Origin of the sequence: Acidithiobacillus sp., assembly GCF_023255755.1 — a bacterium.
GTDB lineage: Bacteria > Pseudomonadota > Gammaproteobacteria > Acidithiobacillales > Acidithiobacillaceae > Acidithiobacillus.
Genome location: NZ_JAGDVS010000151.1, coordinates 23,974 through 42,616, shown reverse-complemented (window position 1 = coordinate 42,616; position 18,643 = coordinate 23,974). Strand labels below are relative to the sequence as shown.

General features: G+C 58.2%; 13 protein-coding genes and 2 tRNA genes. 14 read left to right on the top strand and 1 reads right to left on the bottom strand.

From position 1 onward, the window contains the following. Positions 1-4: 4 nt before the first annotated feature. The 8 genes from tig (at position 5) to Q0C48_RS10690 (ending at position 8,224) form a co-directional block, all read left to right on the top strand. Complete coding sequence (gene tig, locus Q0C48_RS10725; protein ID WP_291524214.1) at positions 5-1,291, top strand: trigger factor; 1,287 nt, start codon at positions 5-7, stop codon at positions 1,289-1,291. A 45-nt stretch (positions 1,292-1,336) separates the two neighbouring features. Next, positions 1,337-1,981, top strand: coding sequence for an ATP-dependent Clp endopeptidase proteolytic subunit ClpP (clpP, locus tag Q0C48_RS10720; protein ID WP_291524212.1), 645 nt, complete (start codon positions 1,337-1,339; stop codon positions 1,979-1,981). 18 nt (positions 1,982-1,999) lie between these two features. Beyond that, positions 2,000-3,271, top strand: coding sequence for an ATP-dependent Clp protease ATP-binding subunit ClpX (gene clpX / locus Q0C48_RS10715; RefSeq protein WP_291524210.1), 1,272 nt, complete (start codon positions 2,000-2,002; stop codon positions 3,269-3,271). Between the two features lie 132 nt (positions 3,272-3,403). Beyond that, positions 3,404-5,791 (top strand): endopeptidase La, encoded by a 2,388-nt coding sequence (gene lon / locus Q0C48_RS10710; protein ID WP_366937043.1) that lies wholly within the window; start codon positions 3,404-3,406, stop codon positions 5,789-5,791. A 248-nt stretch (positions 5,792-6,039) separates the two neighbouring features. Next, positions 6,040-6,312, top strand: a complete 273-nt coding sequence (locus Q0C48_RS10705) for an HU family DNA-binding protein (protein WP_014028811.1) — start codon at positions 6,040-6,042, stop codon at positions 6,310-6,312. A 12-nt stretch (positions 6,313-6,324) separates the two neighbouring features. After that, positions 6,325-6,400 (top strand) — tRNA-Val (locus Q0C48_RS10700). Positions 6,401-6,411: 11 nt separating this feature from the next. Continuing rightward, positions 6,412-6,488 (top strand) — tRNA-Asp (locus tag Q0C48_RS10695). A gap of 167 nt (positions 6,489-6,655) precedes the next feature. After that, entirely contained in the window at positions 6,656-8,224 is a 1,569-nt protein-coding gene (locus tag Q0C48_RS10690) for a SurA N-terminal domain-containing protein (protein WP_291524206.1), read from the top strand. 32 nt (positions 8,225-8,256) lie between these two features. Here the strand turns inward: Q0C48_RS10690 and Q0C48_RS10685 are convergent, their stop codons facing one another. Further along, the gene (locus Q0C48_RS10685) at positions 8,257-8,670 is read right to left on the bottom strand and encodes a DUF2147 domain-containing protein (protein ID WP_291524204.1); all 414 of its coding nucleotides are present in this window, start codon (positions 8,668-8,670) and stop codon (positions 8,257-8,259) included. A gap of 556 nt (positions 8,671-9,226) precedes the next feature. On the opposite strand from Q0C48_RS10685, the gene lexA reads away from it, so the two are divergent. The 6 genes from lexA (at position 9,227) to pepN (ending at position 18,621) form a co-directional block, all read left to right on the top strand. Further along, the gene (gene lexA / locus Q0C48_RS10680) at positions 9,227-9,847 is read left to right on the top strand and encodes a transcriptional repressor LexA (RefSeq protein ID WP_291524202.1); all 621 of its coding nucleotides are present in this window, start codon (positions 9,227-9,229) and stop codon (positions 9,845-9,847) included. Continuing rightward, positions 9,844-10,488: a translesion DNA synthesis-associated protein ImuA gene (gene imuA, locus Q0C48_RS10675; protein ID WP_291524200.1), complete on the top strand. Its 645-nt coding sequence runs from the start codon at positions 9,844-9,846 to the stop codon at positions 10,486-10,488. The genes lexA and imuA overlap by 4 nt, the downstream gene beginning before the upstream one ends. A 6-nt stretch (positions 10,489-10,494) precedes the next feature. Then, the gene (locus Q0C48_RS10670) at positions 10,495-11,907 is read left to right on the top strand and encodes a DNA polymerase Y family protein (protein ID WP_291524197.1); all 1,413 of its coding nucleotides are present in this window, start codon (positions 10,495-10,497) and stop codon (positions 11,905-11,907) included. Further along, the gene (locus Q0C48_RS10665) at positions 11,885-14,947 is read left to right on the top strand and encodes an error-prone DNA polymerase (protein ID WP_291524195.1); all 3,063 of its coding nucleotides are present in this window, start codon (positions 11,885-11,887) and stop codon (positions 14,945-14,947) included. The genes Q0C48_RS10670 and Q0C48_RS10665 overlap by 23 nt, the downstream gene beginning before the upstream one ends. Before the next feature lie 192 nt (positions 14,948-15,139). After that, positions 15,140-15,991, top strand: a complete 852-nt coding sequence (gene dsbG, locus Q0C48_RS10660; protein WP_291524193.1) for a thiol:disulfide interchange protein DsbG — start codon at positions 15,140-15,142, stop codon at positions 15,989-15,991. Positions 15,992-15,993: 2 nt separating this feature from the next. Beyond that, positions 15,994-18,621, top strand: coding sequence for an aminopeptidase N (pepN, locus tag Q0C48_RS10655; protein ID WP_291524192.1), 2,628 nt, complete (start codon positions 15,994-15,996; stop codon positions 18,619-18,621). Positions 18,622-18,643: the final 22 nt, after the last annotated feature.

Here is an 18,643-nt window from a genome sequence, read left to right as displayed (position 1 = left end):
GTTCATGCAAATCTCGACACCAGAGGCCGCGCCTTTGGAAAGACACATCCATGTGACCATTCCCGCCAGTGAGGTGGAGAGTGGGGTATCCCAGCGTCTGCGTAACAAGGCGCGCTCCGCGCGTTTCCCCGGATTCCGGCCCGGCAAGGCGCCCATGGCCCTCATCGAACGCCATTATGGTTCGGATGCCCTCATGGAGACCTTCGATCATCTTATCAATGAACGCTATTCTCAGGCAGTGCGTGACGAGTCCTTACGTCCGGTTGGAAGACCGGAAGTGCAGGTCGAGAAAGGTGGGCGCGGCGAGGACCTCGTGTTTACGGCCGTGGTAGAGGTGTATCCCGAATTTGATCCGCAGGTGCCGGACGCCACCGTTATCCGCAAGACGGCTGAGGTGACGGATGCGGACGTGGATGCCACCATAGACATTATGCGTCAGCAGCGGCGTTTTTATGTGTCTGCCGAGCGTGCTGCACAGGACGAAGACCGGGTCACCGTGGATTTTCAGGGGACCATTGATGGTGCCCCCATGGCGGGCGGGGATGTGACCGACTACCCCGTGGTGCTGGGCTCCGGTCGTTTGCTGCGGGACATTGAGCAGGGACTGCTGGGGATGTCTGCGGGAGAAGACCGGACCGTCGCGGTACAGTTTCCGGCAGAATATCATGCTCCGGAACTCGCCGGTCAGGCTGCCCAGTTCCATCTTCAGGTCAGGGAAGTGGCGGCCCCCCAATTGCCCGAAGTGGACGCGGCTTTTGCCCTGGCACTGGGTATTGAGGATGGGGATGTAGCCATATTGCGGCAGGAAGTACGGGAAAATCTGGAACGTGAAGCGCAGCGGATTAGCCGGGGTCAGGTGAAAGCGCAGATTCTGGAACTGGTAGCGGAGAGCAACCATCCCGATTTGCCCAGGCAAATGATCGGACAGGAATTGGAGCGTTTGCAAAAAGACGCCGATGCAGCAGTTGGCAGCAATGATCTGGACGCGCTGGCCAGGCGGCGAGTGGTACTCGGCCTGGTTTTGTCGGAAATTGTCCGGCGCGAGAAGCTGCGGGCATCCCCAGCGGAAGTCACTCAGGTTATTCGGGACATGTCCGAGCAGTATGAGGACCCTGAGCAGTTCATGAGTTGGTACCGCAGTAATCCCGAGCAGATGGAGCAGGCCGAGGCCCTGGTGCTGGAAGACAAAGTGGTGGCATGGCTTCTGGAGCGTGTTAAAGTGAACGACGAGGTTGTCAGCTTTAACCAGCTCATCGGCCGGGCACCGGTAGCCGAAGCAAACGCGGAATAACCGGTGCCCGTTGCGGGACCGTGTCAACAGACAGGAGCATGGATTATGTGGAAGCAGGCAGGAGACCAGTTGGCGCCCGCCGTACAGGGCTTGGGGTATGTGCCCATCGTGGTCGAGCAGACCGGGCGTGGCGAGCGATCCTATGATATTTACTCGCGGCTGCTCAAAGAGCGGGTGATCTTTATGGTGGGCCAGGTGGAAGACATGATGGCCAATCTGGTGGTCGCTCAGTTGCTTTTTCTGGAAGCGGAGAATCCTGACAAAGATATCGCACTGTATATCAACAGCCCCGGTGGTTCTGTCACGGCTGGCATGGCGATTTATGACACGATGCAGTTTGTTCGCCCGAAGGTCAGTACGGTCTGCATTGGTCAGGCGGCGAGCATGGGGGCTGTATTACTGGCCGCTGGTGCCGAAGGCAAGCGTTACGCGCTGCCTAACGCACGGATTATGCTGCATCAGCCCTCCGGTGGTTTTCAGGGGCAGGCGCATGATATCGAAATCCATACCAAAGAGATTCTGCGTATCCGTGAGCGGCTCAATGATATTTTGGTCCATCATACCGGACAGGATCGTGAACGCATTGAGCAGGATCTCGACAGAGACTTTTTCATGTCGGCCGAGGAGGCCCAAACCTACCGTCTTGTGGACGCTGTGATTAGCCATCGCGGTGAAAACGAGACCGCCTGAACAGGCAGGAGAACAGCTATGGCTGGAAAGCACGAGGGAAGCGGTGAAAAGACGCTGTATTGTTCATTCTGTGGCAAGAGCCAGCATGAAGTCCGCAAGCTGATTGCCGGTCCTTCGGTATTTATCTGTGATGAATGCATTGAGTTGTGCAACGATATCGTCAAAGACGAGATACTGGACGACCACAGCGAGGGTCAGGACAAACTTCCCAAACCTATGGAAATCCGCAAGACGCTGGATGATTACGTCATTGGTCAGGACGTTGCCAAAAAGGTCTTGTCCGTAGCGGTTTACAATCATTACAAGCGTCTTGAACATGGTGGCAAGGACAATGAGGTGGAACTGGACAAGAGTAATATCCTGCTCATCGGCCCCACCGGTTCGGGCAAGACCCTGCTGGCGCAGACCCTGGCGCGCCTCCTGAACGTGCCCTTTGCCATGGCCGATGCCACGACACTCACGGAAGCCGGCTACGTCGGTGAGGATGTCGAAAACATCATTCAGAAGTTGCTGCAGAAATGTGATTACGATGTGGAAAAGGCGCAGACCGGCATCGTCTATATCGATGAGATCGACAAGATCACTCGTAAGTCCGAGAACCCCTCTATCACCCGCGATGTTTCCGGTGAAGGCGTGCAGCAGGCGTTACTCAAGCTGATTGAAGGGACGGTGGCCTCGGTTCCGCCACAAGGCGGCCGCAAGCACCCTCAGCAGGAGTTTCTGCAGGTGGACACGCGGCATATCCTCTTCATCTGTGGTGGTGCCTTTGCGGGTTTGGAGAAGTCCGTCTCTACGCGTCTGGAGAAGGGCGGTATGGGCTTCAATGCGCCCCTCAAGCGCCGCGATAAAGAAGCGACCGCAGCCATGCTGATGCAGAATCTGGAGCCGGAAGATCTGGTTCGTTATGGTTTGATTCCCGAGTTTGTCGGACGGTTGCCTATTCTGGCGCTGCTGGAAGAACTGGATGAAGAAGCACTAATTTCCATCCTCACCGATCCGAAGAATGCTTTGGTGAAGCAATACCAGAAGCTCTTCGCCCTCGAAGGTGTGACTCTGGAGTTCCGTACCGAGGCATTGCGGGCCATTGCCAAGAAGGCACTGACCCGCAAGACCGGAGCACGTGGTTTACGCTCTATTCTTGAGCAGATTCTGTTGGATACGATGTACGAATTGCCCTCGATGAGTGGCGTGAAAAAGGTGGTAGTGGATGCCGCCGTCGTGGAAAGCGGCACCAAGCCGCTGCTGGTTTACGATGATGCTGCCAAGGTGGATATGTCTCATCCGGCCTGACGTAGAGCGTGGTCGTTATTGAAAAGCACTGTCGACGACCCCATCTGCACTGTTATTGGTAGTAATCACCTACTTTTGGAGTAGACCGTGGCCCAAATCGATAAAAGTCTCCTGGTGGAAGAGGAAGCGCAGATGGTACCGGTGTTGCCGCTGCGCGATGTTGTGGTATTTCCGTTCATGGTTATCCCTCTTTTCGTGGGGCGGACGAAGTCGATTCGCGCCCTGGAAGAGGCAATGTCTGGTGAAAAGCAGATTTTGCTGGTGTCACAAAAAAATGCCGCGGACGATGATCCTCAACCGGAAAATATTTATCGGATCGGCACGCTGGCGACGATTCTACAATTACTCAAGTTGCCTGATGGTACGGTCAAGGTGCTGGTCGAAGGTACGGACCGGGCTAGAATTGTCTCCTTCCTGCCTGCGGAGGAATCCTTGCGTGCTCAGGTGCAGATCGTCGCCAGTGGTGCGGCAAACGATCGTGAGCTGGAAGCGCTCATGCGTTCGGTCAGTGCCCAGTTTGAGGCCTACGTCAAACTGAACAAAAAAATTCCCCCGGAGATCCTGTCTACTCTGGCGAGCATGGATGATCCGGCACGACTGGCCGACACGGTAGCGGCACATCTCAGCCTCAAACTCGAAGAAAAACAGGAAATTCTGGAGAAGGCGGACACCCGCGCCCGGCTGGAGCATCTGCTGGGCATGATGGAGTCTGAGATTGACCTGCTGCAGGTGGAAAAGCGCATCCGCGGCCGCGTCAAGCGGCAGATGGAGAAGAGTCAGCGCGAGTATTATCTGAATGAGCAGATGAAGGCCATTCAGAAAGAGCTGGGTGATCTGTCGGAAGAGGGCGGTAGTGAGCTGGATGAGTTGACGCGTAAAATCGACAAGGCCGGAATGCCTAAAGATGTACGGGTCAAGGCGGACGCTGAACTAAAAAAACTGCGGATGATGAGTCCCATGTCCGCAGAGGCGACGGTCGTGCGTAACTACATCGACTGGCTGGTGGGGGTGCCGTGGCGCAAGCGCAGTAAAATCACCAAGGATCTTAAGCGGGCTAAGGCTATTCTCGACGCCGATCATTACGGTCTGGAGGACGTCAAGGAGCGCATTCTCGAATATCTTGCCGTACAGGAACGGGTTGGCAACAGCCGCGGTCCCATCCTGTGTCTGGTAGGTCCGCCTGGCGTGGGTAAGACCAGTCTGGGGCGCTCTATCGCAGCGGCGACCGGACGCAAATTTGTGCGGATGTCCCTAGGTGGCGTGCGCGACGAAGCGGAAATTCGCGGACATCGGCGTACCTATATCGGTGCCCTGCCGGGTAAAATCGTCCAGAGTCTGGCCAAGATTGCTACGCGCAATCCGCTGATGCTGCTGGATGAAGTGGATAAGATGGCGATGGATTTCCGGGGTGACCCGGCCTCCGCCCTCCTCGAAGTGCTGGATCCCGAGCAAAATGCGACTTTCAACGACCATTACCTGGAAGTGGATTTCAATCTCTCGGAGGTGATGTTTGTCACGACGGCGAATACGCTCAATATCCCGGCACCGTTGATGGATCGCATGGAGGTGATTCGTATATCCGGGTACACCGAAGACGAAAAGATCCACATCGCCACCAAGTATCTTCTGCCTAAGCAAACAGAAAAAGCGGGGCTACTGGATGGGGAGATGCAAGTTTCACAGACGGTCATCCGGGACATCATCCGTTACTACACCCGGGAAGCCGGCGTGCGTAATCTGGAGCGGGAGCTCGCACGTATCTGTCGTAAGGTAGTAAAGGAACTCCTGCTCGACAAAAAGCGCACGCGGGTGCAGGTGTCGGATCGCAATTTGGACAAGTATCTCGGGGTGCGTCGCTTCGACTTCGGCAAGGCGGAGAAGGAAAACCGCATCGGTGAGGTCACTGGTCTGGCCTGGACTGAGGTGGGCGGTGAATTGCTGAGTATTGAGGCTGTCGTCGTACCGGGTCGCGGCAAGCTGCTGATCACCGGTAAGCTGGGAGATGTTATGCAGGAGTCTATCCAGGCCGCCATGAGCGTGGTTCGTGCCCGGTCACGGGCGCTGGGCATTCCTGCAGATTTTTACCAGAACCGTGACGTGCATATCCATGTGCCAGAAGGTGCCACGCCTAAAGATGGGCCAAGTGCCGGTATTGGCATGGCCACTGCCTTGGTATCGGCGCTGACCAATATTCCGGTGCATGCCACGGTCGCCATGACCGGGGAGATCACGCTGCGCGGTGAGGTCCTGCCCATCGGTGGGTTAAAGGAGAAGTTGCTGGCAGCACATCGCGGTGGCATCAGCACGGTCTTGATTCCGGCGGAGAATGAAAAAGATCTGCAGGAAATTCCAAAAAATGTGCGTGATGCACTGACCATCAAACCGGTCCGGTGGATTGACGAGGTTCTGGCTATCGCGCTGGAGTCATCACCGATGCCGCTGCCCGCCGACAGCGGAGAAGCGTTGGTTGGCGTAGTAGCGGTTAATGAGCCTTCCGAGGACAAGGCAATGGCACATTAAGGATGTGGTGTGAAAACTGTCTCCATAATTTTTTAGTTATGTAGAATAGGCGTAGGAGCATGACGACATTTATGTCGTCATGCTCCTGACAGCAATGGTTCATTGGCGAAGGCCGGTCTATGATTCGTGATTCAGGCCATTTTTTGCACTTTCTTGACAAGTCTTTTTTTACCCTGCTATAACGTTTTCTGGATAGAGTTGATGCGCAGTTATACCTAGTAACCGAGTCCATAACAGGAGAAAGAAATATGAATAAATCGGAGTTGATCGAGAAGATTGCAGAAGAAGCTGGCGTGACTCGCGCCGCCGCCGGCCATACTCTGGATGCGGCAGTCAAGGTGATTACAGAGGCACTGAAGGCTGGTGATCAGGTAACTCTGGTCGGTTTCGGTTCCTTCCTTGTTTCCAGCCGTGAGGCGCGCAAAGGCCGTAATCCCGCTACTGGTGCAGAAATCATGATCGCCGCAAGTCGCACACCTAAATTTAAGGCTGGTAAAGCACTGCGTGATGCAGTAAACTAGCGCGTCTGGTTTGGGCGGTTAGCTCAGTTGGTAGAGCGTCGGCTTTACACGCCGAATGTCGGGGGTTCGAGCCCCTCACCGCCCACCACCAATTTTATTGGGGTGGTAGTTCAGTTGGTTAGAATGCCGGCCTGTCACGCCGGAGGTCGCGGGTTCGAGCCCCGTCCGCCCCGCCAATGCGAGTAAGGCGACCCTTTTAGGGCGCCTTTTTTTGTGTCTGTTTTTTTGTATAGCGAGACACTGATGCAGCCATTATGGCGTTTTGAGAGCTCTTCCTTTATGGTAGAGCGCTAAATATACAGACAGCTTTACCTCGGTACTATGGCTTTGTGGAGATGTGCTTATGATGGATAGATTTCGGAATTTTGGTCAGTCCTGGGTAGCCAAAATACTCATGATCTTAATCGCATTATCTTTCGTGCTCTGGGGCGTAAGCGGGTATTTATTCTCGGGGGGTTCAAATTCGTCGGCTATAGCGACGGTGGATGGCCAGAAGATTACCGATGCCGTATTTCAGAAACGTATGAAGGATGCTCAGGAACGTTATAGTCACATTTTTGGTGCAGCAACCGCAGCGAAGATGGCGGCGGACAAGAGCTTCGGGCTGGATGTTCTTAATGGTTTGATTGACAATATGCTTTTAGGTGCAGAGGCGGGACGTCTGGGGTTACAGGTGCCCGATGCCGCATTGGCGAAAAAAATCGAATCCATTCCGGCCTTTCAACAGAAGGGTGTTTTTTCTAAAAATCATTACCAGACATTGTTGGCCGCTAACGGAATGACACCAGCACAGTTTGAAGGCATGTTGAGAGAGAGTATGCGCCTGGAGCAGTTACAAGTCATTCCCCAAGTCATTGCTACCGCCTCGGATGCTGAGGCAACCCAGGTTTGGGCCTGGTCTCAGGAATACCGCGATGTCAGTGCAGTAGATATCCAGGACGCCGACTTCGCGGCGGCGGCTAAGCCAACAAGTGCCAAAGTGGCCGGTTACTATCACGCCAACGTCGATCAATTCCAGTTGCCCGCGCAGGCGCAGGTGCAATATGTCGTTCTGGGACCGAAGAATTTTGTCGGTAAGAGTTCAGCCCCGACGAGTTCGACCATCAGCTCTTCCGCAGTGGCGGTGGGGCAGAGCGCTTTGCCTTTTAATAGCCAGGCCGAAAATGCCTTCCAGGCCCAGGTGGAAAACTTCAAGGATCGTCTGTTTAGTAGTCCTGACGGGTTAGGTACGGTTGCCAAAGCCTATGGCCTGAAGGTTCAGGAGAGCGGGATACTCACTGCCGGGACGTTACTTGCCCAGGGGCCTTTTGCCGACGCCAAAGCGCTCGACCTTGCCTTTAGCAAGGCTGTGCTTGCCGGTAAAAATAGTACAGCGCTCACGTTGACGAACGGGGATTTGCTGGCTGTGCATTTGCTCCACTATACGCCGGGTAGCGTCCAACCTCTGAGTGCTGTTGCGGGCACCATTACGGCAAAATTAACCTCGGAAAAGGCGTCGCAACTGGCTCAAAACAAAGCACAGGCATTGTTGGCGGCAGCGCGGCAAGCGAAGAATATGGATGTGCTGACAGATCGTGGTGCATATCCGCTGCACGCTTATCTCGATGTAACCCGGCGTAATGGGCAGGGGCTGGATAATGCGGCGTTAGTGGCTGCTTTTACGGCACCCGCACCAGTAGACGGAGTCCCCTCTATGGATATGGTGAAGACGTCGTCGGGCTACCAGATTTTTGCCGTCACCCGCGTAACTGCACCTTCGGCAGCGGCAATAAACCCCAAAGTGGCGATGCAAATTCGCGCATCTCTGGAGGAGCAGAGAGGTCGTTTGTTGTCGACAGCTTATCTGAAGGACTTGCGGGAGCATGCCAAAGTGAAGATCAACGACGCGCAGTTGGCCCAGATCTCCCATTGATCAATGGGGGTTCCCAGTTCGTCGCGCCGGTTTTAATTGGTCGAAACCCGGGTCCAGATAGTGTCGCCACCGAGCCAGGAAAAACCGATATAGCCATATACTTTAAGTTCATGGGGATCTAAAGCCGTCAGCGTGCCATGAAAATAGGTTTTGTTGTTCGGGTCGTAAATGCGGCCCTGTGCCCATTCTCCCGGGCGTTCGGGTACGAAGTCGGCCAGAATTTGCGGCTGGCCCTTGGCACGGGCCTGCTGCACAGTGTCTTGCAAGTGCCCCACACTTTGCCCGAAAAGTGCGCCATTTTTCTCATAAATACGGATATAACCGCTGCCACCTGCAGTTTGCCACAGGCCAATAATGCCTCCACTGCTCGTACTTGCGGAAGCGATACTGGCGCTCCCAAGAAGCAGTCCGACGAGGACGAAGTAACGAGTTAAAAGACGCGTCATTTTTGGACCTTTTCAGCCTTGTATTCTTGCTGCACATGGTTGTTGCAAAATCTTAACAAAGTAAGAATTGTTAATCAAATGGACAGGTCGTAATAATCTATCGTTTTGATTTTGTTTGTAATGTTTATAAACTATGAATAAAGTCATGGGTTTCGTATGGATCGTATTGCTGGTACCGGCGCCGGCCGGAGAGCCAGAGCAGCAGATTCAGCTCAGTGTGAATCAGGCGTATCGCGTCGCCTCAGCAACGGCGGCCCACCACCGCCGGGTCTGCCGGTCATGAATATGATGGCTGCGCGCGCCCCAGTGGCGGTGGTGCCTGGCCAGGCGAGCTTGTCGGTAGAGGTGGCGGGCAGCGCCCGCTGCGCCTCCGATAAACCCACAGCTTGAAGCGGCAGCACCGAAAACCGATAACTGCCAAGTCATAGTCAAAATGCAGCGCTGGGACTGAGTAGCGGCGCTGCTCTGAACCAGCCTCTTGCATTCCGCAGTGAGACTGTATAAAAATACAGATATTGCCAACGATGATAACCCGCTGGCCCTCAGGAGATATTGCATGGACGAACTCACCCCCCGACAGTCCGAAATTCTCGCCTGGATTCGCGCCCGCATGGCAGAAGATAGTCTGCCGCCCACCCGTGCGGAGTTGATGCGGGCCTTTGCCTTCCGTTCACCCAATGCCGCTGAAAGTCACTTGCGGGTACTGGCGCGCAAGGGCCATATCCTGCTGCAGAGTGGTACGGCCAGGGGCATCCGCCTCTGTGCGAGCGAAGAAGAGGAAATCGGTTTGCCGCTGATCGGGCGGGTGGCCGCCGGGCAACCCATGCTGGCCGAAGAGTTCCGGGAGGGGCAGTTGCCCGTCGACCCAAAGCTCTTTTCGCCAGGGGCCGATTATCTGTTGCGGGTGCAGGGCATGAGTATGCGTGATGCCGGCATTCTCGATGGCGATATCCTCGCCGTCCGTCACGAAGCCTCGCTCACTCCCCACGACGGGCAGATGGTAGTGGCCCGGGTTAACGGTGAGGTGACGGTCAAACGCTGGAAGCGGGACGGCAATCAGGTCTGGCTCTTGCCGGAAAACCCCGATTTCTCACCTATTTCTGTGGATTTGCAGCGCGATAGTCTGACGATTGAAGGTGTGGTGGTCGGACTCTTGCGTATTGGAGGCAAGTTATGAGTCCATCTGCACATAAGGCTGTTGTCAACACCCTGTTGACCAAGCATCCCCAGCGCTTGTGGCAGGGTCTGAATAATCAGCGGACGCCGGGCGTAGCGGTGCATTGGCCGGAGCTGGATCTGTTGGTAGGTGACTGGCCACGTGGCGCCATCACTGAAGTGGTGAGCGCTCAGGACGGTATCGGCGAATTGCGTCTGGTGCTGCCCGCCGTGGCGGAACTCAGTCAGCGCGAGGCACGCTGGATACTCTGGGTCGCGCCTCCGCATATCCCTTATCCGGCAGCGCTGGCGGCTGCAGGCGTCGATCTTTCGCGGATGCTGGTGCTGCATCCACGCAAAGATCAGGATATGCTCTGGGCACTGGAACTGGCCCTGCGTTCCGGCAGTTGCAGTGCGGTGCTGGCCTGGCCACCGGCTTTGCAGGATACCCAGTGGCGTCGCCTGCAACTGGCGGCCGAGGCGGGCAACAGTCTGGCCTTCTTCTTTTTCCGTCAAGGCAGCGCCGCTACCGTGCCCGTCGCCTTACGTCTGGAGCTGCATCCCGCCCGGCAGGGGGTCGACGTAGACGTCCGTAAACGCCGTGGTGCCATGCCGGCACGGGGTATGGTGGCGCTCAGCGATCAACTGGCGCTGGCGCTCTGAGATCACATGCCCTGGCTGGCGGTACAGTTCCCGCATTTGGGTGTGGAGCTTCGGGAGCGGGCGCAGGCAGAAGCAGTCGCGCTGGCGATGGTGGACGCGCAGGGCAGTGCTGGGACCTTGTTGCAGGTCAACGCGATAGCGCTTCAGGCGGGCTTGCGGACTGGCATGACGACGGCGCGGGCCCTGGCCATGCTCCCGGAACTGCAGCTCTGCACCCGTGATCCGGATTTAGAGGCACAGGCGCTCAGCCACTGGGCCAGGCTGCTTTATAGCCTGGCGCCACAGGTGGTGCTACTGGAGGAAATTTCACCCACACTGGCGGTGGAGATCACCGGTAACACCCGCTTGCAGCAGGGCAGGGCACTATTGGAGGACGTGGCGGCATGGGCTGTTGCGACGCGGCTGAGTGTTAGTGCCGGGGTGGCTCCGACACCCCTGGGTGCCGCCTTGCTGGCGCAATGGCAAGGAGCCGGTCCGGGCTCCAGCTTTTGCCCGGGGGCCGTCGACTGGGCGCTGCTCTGGCCACAAATCCCCATAACTCTGCTGCCTTGCGCCGCCACCACCCGTGCGGCCCTGCTGGCCTTGGGTGTTCGCCATTGCGCCCAACTTCAGGCCCTGGACCGCGCGGACTTGGCCAGACGCTTTGGTCCCGAACCTTTGCGTGTGCTGGATCGTCTGAGCGGCAGGGTAAGTGATCCGCGTTCCGCACTGTCCTTCCCGGCGGATCTGGAAGCTTCTATCCCCCTGCACAGTGAAATCAGCCACTGGGAGGGTCTGCGCTTCGCCCTGCACCGCGCTTTGCAGGATATTCATCTCCTGCTCAGAACGCAGGCGCAGGCCAGCCGCTCCTGGCTGCTGCAGTTGCAGGGCCGGGGACGGCAATGGTCCTCCACGCTGGAAGTGCGCGATCCCGCCACGGATGTGGAGATGCTGTTGACGCTCTGGCAATGGCGGCTGCAACAACAGCCCCTGGATTTTGCTGTGCATACCCTGCGCTTGCAGGCACTGGCGCCGCAACACTGGTCGGGGCGACAGGTAGCCTGGTGGCAGGATGGCGCAGAGGAGGCGTGCTGGCAGTTGGTGGAGCAACTACGCCAGCGTCTGGGTGCTGTCGCGGTGCATGCCATCGCCGGAGTCGCGGATCATCGCCCGGATTATGCTTGGCAGAGGGTGCCGCCGGGAGCGGGGCAGGGGGAGGCCAACCCCGCTCGTCCCCTCTGGTTGCTGGCGCAGGCACGGTCACTCACTGCACCATCGTTACATCTGCCCGCGCAGGTGGAGCGCATTGAAGGCGGCTGGTGGGATGGCCGGGATCAGAGCCGGGATTACTTCCGCTGGCGGCATCCTGCCGGGGTCCAGTGCTGGGTCTATCGGGACCGGCGTCAGGCGCGTTTCTATGTGCATGGCTACTTTGCCTGAGTATGTCGAACTCCACTGTCTGAGCGCACTGAGTTTTTTGCGGGGCGCCAGCACCGTGGAAGACCTGCTGGACCGCGCCCAAGCTTTGGAATATCGCGCCCTCGCCATTACCGAGGAATGCTCCCTGAGCAGTGCGGCGCGGGCCCATAGCCATGCCTGCAGTATCGGTTTTCCGTTGATACTGGGCAGTGAAATCGCCCTGGCCGATGGCCCGCGCATCGTCTTGCTGGTGCGGGATGGTGACGGTTACGCCGCGCTATCCCGCTTCATCACCCGCGTCCGGGGACGGGCGGAAAAAGGCAGGTATCAGGCCCTGCTGGCGGACTTGCAAGGACTTGCGGGTTGTCTGGCCATCATTCTCCCCGGTCCGCAAGGCCTGCGCTTTGATACTGCCGGCACCATCGCCGTAAGGGATTATCTTGGCGCTGGAAATGTCTGGCTCGGCGTCGAACTATTGCGTAGCGGCGACGATACGGTGCAACTTCGGGGGGGGCTGGAGCAGGGCAGGGCGCTGGATATTCCCTGTCTGGCTTGCGGGGATGTCCACATGGACCGGCGCAGCCGTCGTTTTTTGCAGGATGTGCTCACTGCCATCCGCCTGCGGCGTCCGCTGGCAGATCTGGGCTGGGCACTGGCCCGCAATGGTGAGCGTCACCTGCGCCCGCGCCCCGTACTGGCAGAACTTTACCCCCCAGAGCTGCTGGCCGAAACCCTGCGGGTGGCAGAGCGTTGTCAGTTTTCTTTAGATAGTCTCGTTTATCGCTACCCCGATGGCACTTGTCCCGCAGGCCAGCAGCGGGATGATTATCTCGCCGAACTGGCCAGGCAAGGCCTGCAACGGCGTTATCCCGAAGGCATTGCCGCGGCGGTCGCTGCGCAAATGGAGGAGGAACTGGCACTGGTGCGGGAACTGGATTACGCCGGCTATTTCCTGACCGTCCACGATATCGTTCGGTTCGCCAAGGGGCGCGGTATCCTCTGCCAGGGCCGGGGCTCGGCGGCCAATTCGGTCATTTGCTATGCCCTCGGCATTACGGAAGTCGATCCCAGCCGGATGCAACTGCTTTTCGCGCGCTTCATTTCCCGCGACCGCCGCGAGCCGCCGGATATTGACGTGGATTTCGAGCATGAGCGCCGCGAAGAAGTCATCCAGTACGTGTTTCAGCACTACGGGCGGGACCATGCCGCGCTGACCGCCACCATCATCCACTACCGGCCGCGCAGCGCCATGCGCGATGCCGCCCGTGCCCTCGGTTTTGCGCCGGTCGAGATTCAGCGCCTCACCCAAGGTCTGGCTTGGTGGGATGGTCACCAGATTCGCCCGGAGCGTTTGCAGGAGCAGGGCTTCGACCCCACCAGCCCGACCATCCAGTGCCTGATCACCGTGGTCAATGCACTGGTCGGCTTCCCGCGTCATCTCTCCCAGCATGTCGGCGGTATGGTGCTCTCTGCGACTCCCCTCAATGCCCTGGTACCCATCGAACCCGCCGCCATGGCAGAGCGCACGGTGATTCAGTGGGACAAGGACGATCTCGACGTCCTTGGTATCCTCAAGGTCGATATACTCGCGCTGGGGATGCTGAGTGTGCTCCGCCGCGCCCTGAGCCTTCTGCATCTGACCCTGGCCGATATTCCCGCCGAAGACCCGGCTACCTACGCCATGCTCCAGCGCGGTGAGAGCCTGGGCGTCTTTCAGGTGGAATCGCGGGCACAGATGAGCATGTTGCCGCGCCTCAAACCCCGCTGTTTTTACGATCTGGTGATCGAAGTCGCCATCATCCGCCCCGGCCCTATCCAGGGCGATATGGTGCATCCCTATCTGCGCCGCCGCCAGGGGCTGGAGCCGGTGCGCTATCCCGGCCCGGAAGTAAAAAAAGTGTTGGAGCGCACCCTGGGAATCCCTATTTTTCAGGAGCAGGTGATGCAGATCGCCATCGAGGCCGCCGGTTTCAGTGGCGACGAGGCCGATGGCCTGCGCCGGGCCATGGCGGCCTGGCGACGTAAGGGGCATCTTGGCCCTTACAGCGACCGCCTCATCAGTGGCCTCCGTCAACATGGTTATTCCGAGGCCTTCGCCCAGCGCCTTTGCCGACAGATTCAAGGTTTCGCTGAATATGGTTTTCCCGAATCCCATGCCGCGAGCTTTGCCCTGCTGGTTTACGCCTCTGCCTGGATCAAGTGCCACCATCCGGCCATATTCACCGCCGCGCTGTTGAACAGCCAGCCCATGGGTTTTTATGCCCCCGCCCAGATTGTGCAGGAGGCCCGCCGCCGTGGCGTTGAGGTATTGTCCGTGGATATCTGCCACAGCGACTGGGACTGTAAGGTGCAGGATGGCGTGCTGCGTCTGGGGCTTTGTCTGATCAAAGGCCTGTCTCCCAAAGAGGCAGAAAAACTCCTGCATTGGCGAGCGCAGGGCGGTGCACTGCACAGCGAAGTACTTCGTCATAGCCTTGACCTGTCCGCCATCACCTTGGACAGACTGGCACGTGCAGGGGCTTTGTCCAGCATGCAGGGGGACCGTCATCAGGCCCTGTGGGCGGTGCAGGGCAGTCTGCCCGCACCCACTGTATTGCCAATGCCGGTCGTACCGGAGCAGGCACCCGCCCTCCCCGTCGAAACGTCTGCCGCCGCCTGTGTTGCCGACTATCAGCAACTGGGTCTGAGCCTCGGTCCCCATCCCCTGCATTTTCTGCGCACGCGGCTCGGCCAAAGTGGCTATCGCAGTATCGCCGAGGTGCGCATGCAGCACCACGGCCGCCCGGATCGTCTCGCCGGTCTGGTCACCCACCGGCAGCGTCCCGGTACAGCCCACGGTACGGTATTCCTGACCCTGGAAGACGAGTCCGGTATGATCAATGTCATCGTCTGGCCGCAAAGGGTCGAAGGCTGGCGGCGACCGCTGCTGCAGGGCCGCCTGCTGGGTATCGGCGGCCGGCTGGAGCGCCAGGGTGCCAGTCTTCATTTTATCGCTGACGCCATGGAGGACCTCAGTCCCTGGCTGGGTACACTGAGTACACGCTCCCGGGATTTTCATTAGTCCCGCTACCATAATCAGCGGGGGCGCTCCGGCATCATTTATTCTGATGGGAAACAAAGGGTGGATACACGGTCTCTCTGATCAGGGCGGCTTTACCAGGACGGGGTCGTCTGGCTTTTACCATGGGCACCGGTTTAGAATCCCAGCATGTTGTTGTTACATCCCACCAAAACATAAGGACAGCATTCACTCATGGAGAAAAAATCCATCGCGTTGGCCGCAGGCCTTCTTATCATCGGAGGCCTTACCGGCGCCGTCGTGGAACGTTTTGCGGTAATGCCCGATATGGGAGCGGGAGTCAGCCTCGGCGCTGCGGCAAGCTTGCTGGAATCCGTGACCCATGGGCAGGCCAAGGCCGAGAAGGTGTTCCCGGGCCCCGGTGGATTAACGGGGATCGAAGCGACTCTGCAGGGACATCCGACCGTTGCCTTTGCCACCGCGGATGGCAAATATCTGGTTGCCGGCCCGGTCCTGAATACGCAAGGTGAGGATGAGGCGCACGCGGCGATGATGAAACTCGGCCTAATTCCCAAGCCGACGAGTGCGGCGACCATGGCCGGGAAAGCTGCTCATGCCGCTAGCTTTGTGCTGGGCACCAGCGGGCCGGAGATTACCGCTTTTGTCGATCCTAACTGCATTTTCTGCCATAAGTTCTATGAAGAGGCCAAAGCGCTGATTGAAGCCGGCAAGCTCAGGGTGCGTTATGTGGTAGTGGCTTTTCTCAAGCCGAGCAGCGCACCGAAAGCCGCGGCCATTCTTGGTGCCACGGACCCTGCTGCCGCTATGGCGGAGAACGAAAAGGGCTTTGATACGGTGACGGAAGAGGGGGGGATTGCACCGGCGCAAAATCCTGCCGCCGCCACCCTCAGCGCGGTAGAAAATAATACCAGGCTGTTGGGCGAGAGCGGTGAAATGGCTACCCCCACCCTGATCTACTGTAATCAAAAGGGTGAGCCGACCTTGGTACACGGCCTGGACAAAGAAAGTTTCAAGGATTTTGTTGCGCATATCGGTAATCTGCAAAATGGAGCGTGCCGGAAGTGAATATGTCGGGATCGAAAGCGGCGGTCATTCGGCGTGGTGACTATCAAGCGCCCAGCTATCAAATCTCCGAAATCGTTCTGGATTTGCGCCTGGATCCGGAAAATACCGAGGTATATGCCCGCCTCCATTTTCAACGCACCGCACCGGCGCCGGTTACCGAATTGCATCTGGACGGTGAGTCTCTGGAGTTGTTGAACCTCCAACGGGATGGCCAAGTGCTGGCAGAAAGCGAGTATCGACAGACCGATGCTGGTTTGTTGTTGCTGAATCCTCCGGAAGCTTTCATTCTGGAGAGCCGGGCGCGCATTCATCCTACGGCTAACACCTCTCTTTCCGGACTCTACCATGCGGGCGGGCAGTTCCTGACCCAATGTGAGGCAGAGGGTTTTCGGCGCATCACCTATTATCTGGATCGTCCTGACTGCCTCGCCCGCTTCACGGTTACTCTGCACGCCCCGCAAAACAGTTGCCCGGTGTTGCTCGCCAATGGCAACTGTATGGCCACAGGCGATGAGGAGGGCGGCTGGCACTGGGCCCGGTGGGAAGACCCCTATCCCAAGCCGGCCTATCTCTTCGCCATGGTGGCCGGTGATCTGGCGGTGGTCCGCGATCAGTACCGTACCGCTTCCGGCCGGGACGTGACCCTGGAAATCTACGTGGACGAACGTGACACCGGCGCCTGCGCCCAGGCCATGGACAGCCTCAAGCGCGCCATGCGCTGGGACGAAGAAGTTTATGGCCGGGAATACGATCTGGACCGCTACATGATTGTCGCTACCGACAGCTTCAATATGGGCGCGATGGAGAACAAAGGCCTCAACATTTTTAATGCTAAATATGTGCTCGCCAGCCCGGAGACCGCTACGGACAGCGACTATCAGGGCATTGAGTCGGTCATTGCCCACGAATATTTCCACAACTGGACCGGCAACCGGGTGACTTTGCGTGACTGGTTTCAGTTGAGCCTCAAGGAAGGCCTGACCGTGTTTCGCGATCAGGAGTTCAGCGCCGACCAGAATTCCCGCGGTGTCCAGCGCATTGGCGATGTGCGCCGCCTGCGTGCCGCCCAGTTCCCGGAAGACGCTGGCCCGCTCGCCCATCCGGTGCGGCCCGATGCCTACTCCGAGATCAACAATTTCTACACCGCCACGGTCTATGAAAAGGGCGCTGAACTGGTGCGGATGATTCATACCCTGCTCGGTAAGGCGCAATTTCGGCAGGGAATGGATCTCTACTTCGAGCGTCACGACGGTCATGCGGTTACTATCGAAGACTTTGTTGCCGCCATGGAGGATGCTAACCAACGCGATTTTTCCGCTTTTCGCCGTTGGTATAGCCAGGCGGGAACACCCGTTTTACGGGCCGTCGGCAGCTACGATCCCGCCCGGCACAGCTATACTCTCACCTTGCACCAGGAAACCCCGGCAACCCCCGGTCAGCCCGTTAAGGAACCAGTGCCGATCCCGGTACGTATCGCACTGCTCAACACGCAGGGGCAACGAGTGCCTCTGGATAGTGTCGTGGGCACCTCCGAAACCGTGTTATTGCTGGAGCAGTCGGAGCAGTCATGGGTCTTTGCGAACTTGCCTGATCCGGTGATCCCCTCCATTCTGCGCGGTTTCTCCGCCCCGGTGCGTCTGCAGGACCCCCTGGATGACGAGGCCCGCAGTTTTCTGGCGCGCCACGACGACGATCCCTTCAATCGCTGGGAGAGCACTCAGGACCTCGCCGTAAAAGCCTTACTCGCCGCCGTGGCGGATTCAGCGACCACCCCATTACCAGGCGCCTTACGGAACGTTATTGCGGCAACGTTGGCTGACCGTCAGGCGGACCCTGCCTTCCGCGCCGAACTGCTGGCTCTCCCCAGTGAGGATTACATCGGCGAACAGATGCCGGTAGTCGCCGTTGAGGCCATCCACCGTGCCCGTGACGGGCTGATGCGTGCCATTGGCGCGCAGTTCGCGAATGAATGGATGGGCCTGTATCACGATCTTGCCGCCGTCTATCAGCGCGACGGGTTGTCTATCGGCCGCCGACGTCTGCGCAATCTGGCCCTGAGTTACCTCATCGCTAGTGAGAGCGGCAGCCATGAGGAGATGACCCTGCACGCTCGCCAGCAATATGCGCAGGCCGACAACATGACCGACCGGTTGGCGGCGTTCCAGTTGCTGGCGCAACACCCGCACCATGACGCCGAGGATATCCTGCTCGACTTTTACCGAAAGTGGCACGAATACCCGCTGGTAATTGATAAGTGGTTTGCCGTACAAGCTGCCGCGCCACGTCCTCAAACCTTGCGTCAGGCAGAACATCTGCTGGTGCATCCCGCTTTCGACTGGCGGGTGCCCAACCGGGTGCGTGCAATACTCGGTGCTTTTGCCGCTAATCCCACGGTTTTCCATGCAGCGGACGGTTCCGGTTATACCTTCTATGCCGAGCAAATCCGCCGTCTGGATGACCTTAACCCGCAGACGGCGGCGCGCCTGGCGACGCCCCTCAGCCGCTGGCAGCGCTATGATGCCCCCCGTCAGCAGGCGATGGGTGCAGCCTTGAAAATGCTGGCTAGCAAGCCCGGGCTTTCCCGCGATCTGGCAGAAGTCATACAGCGTTCCCATCCCGGTAAAGATTGAATATATTCACCATAACTCCCAA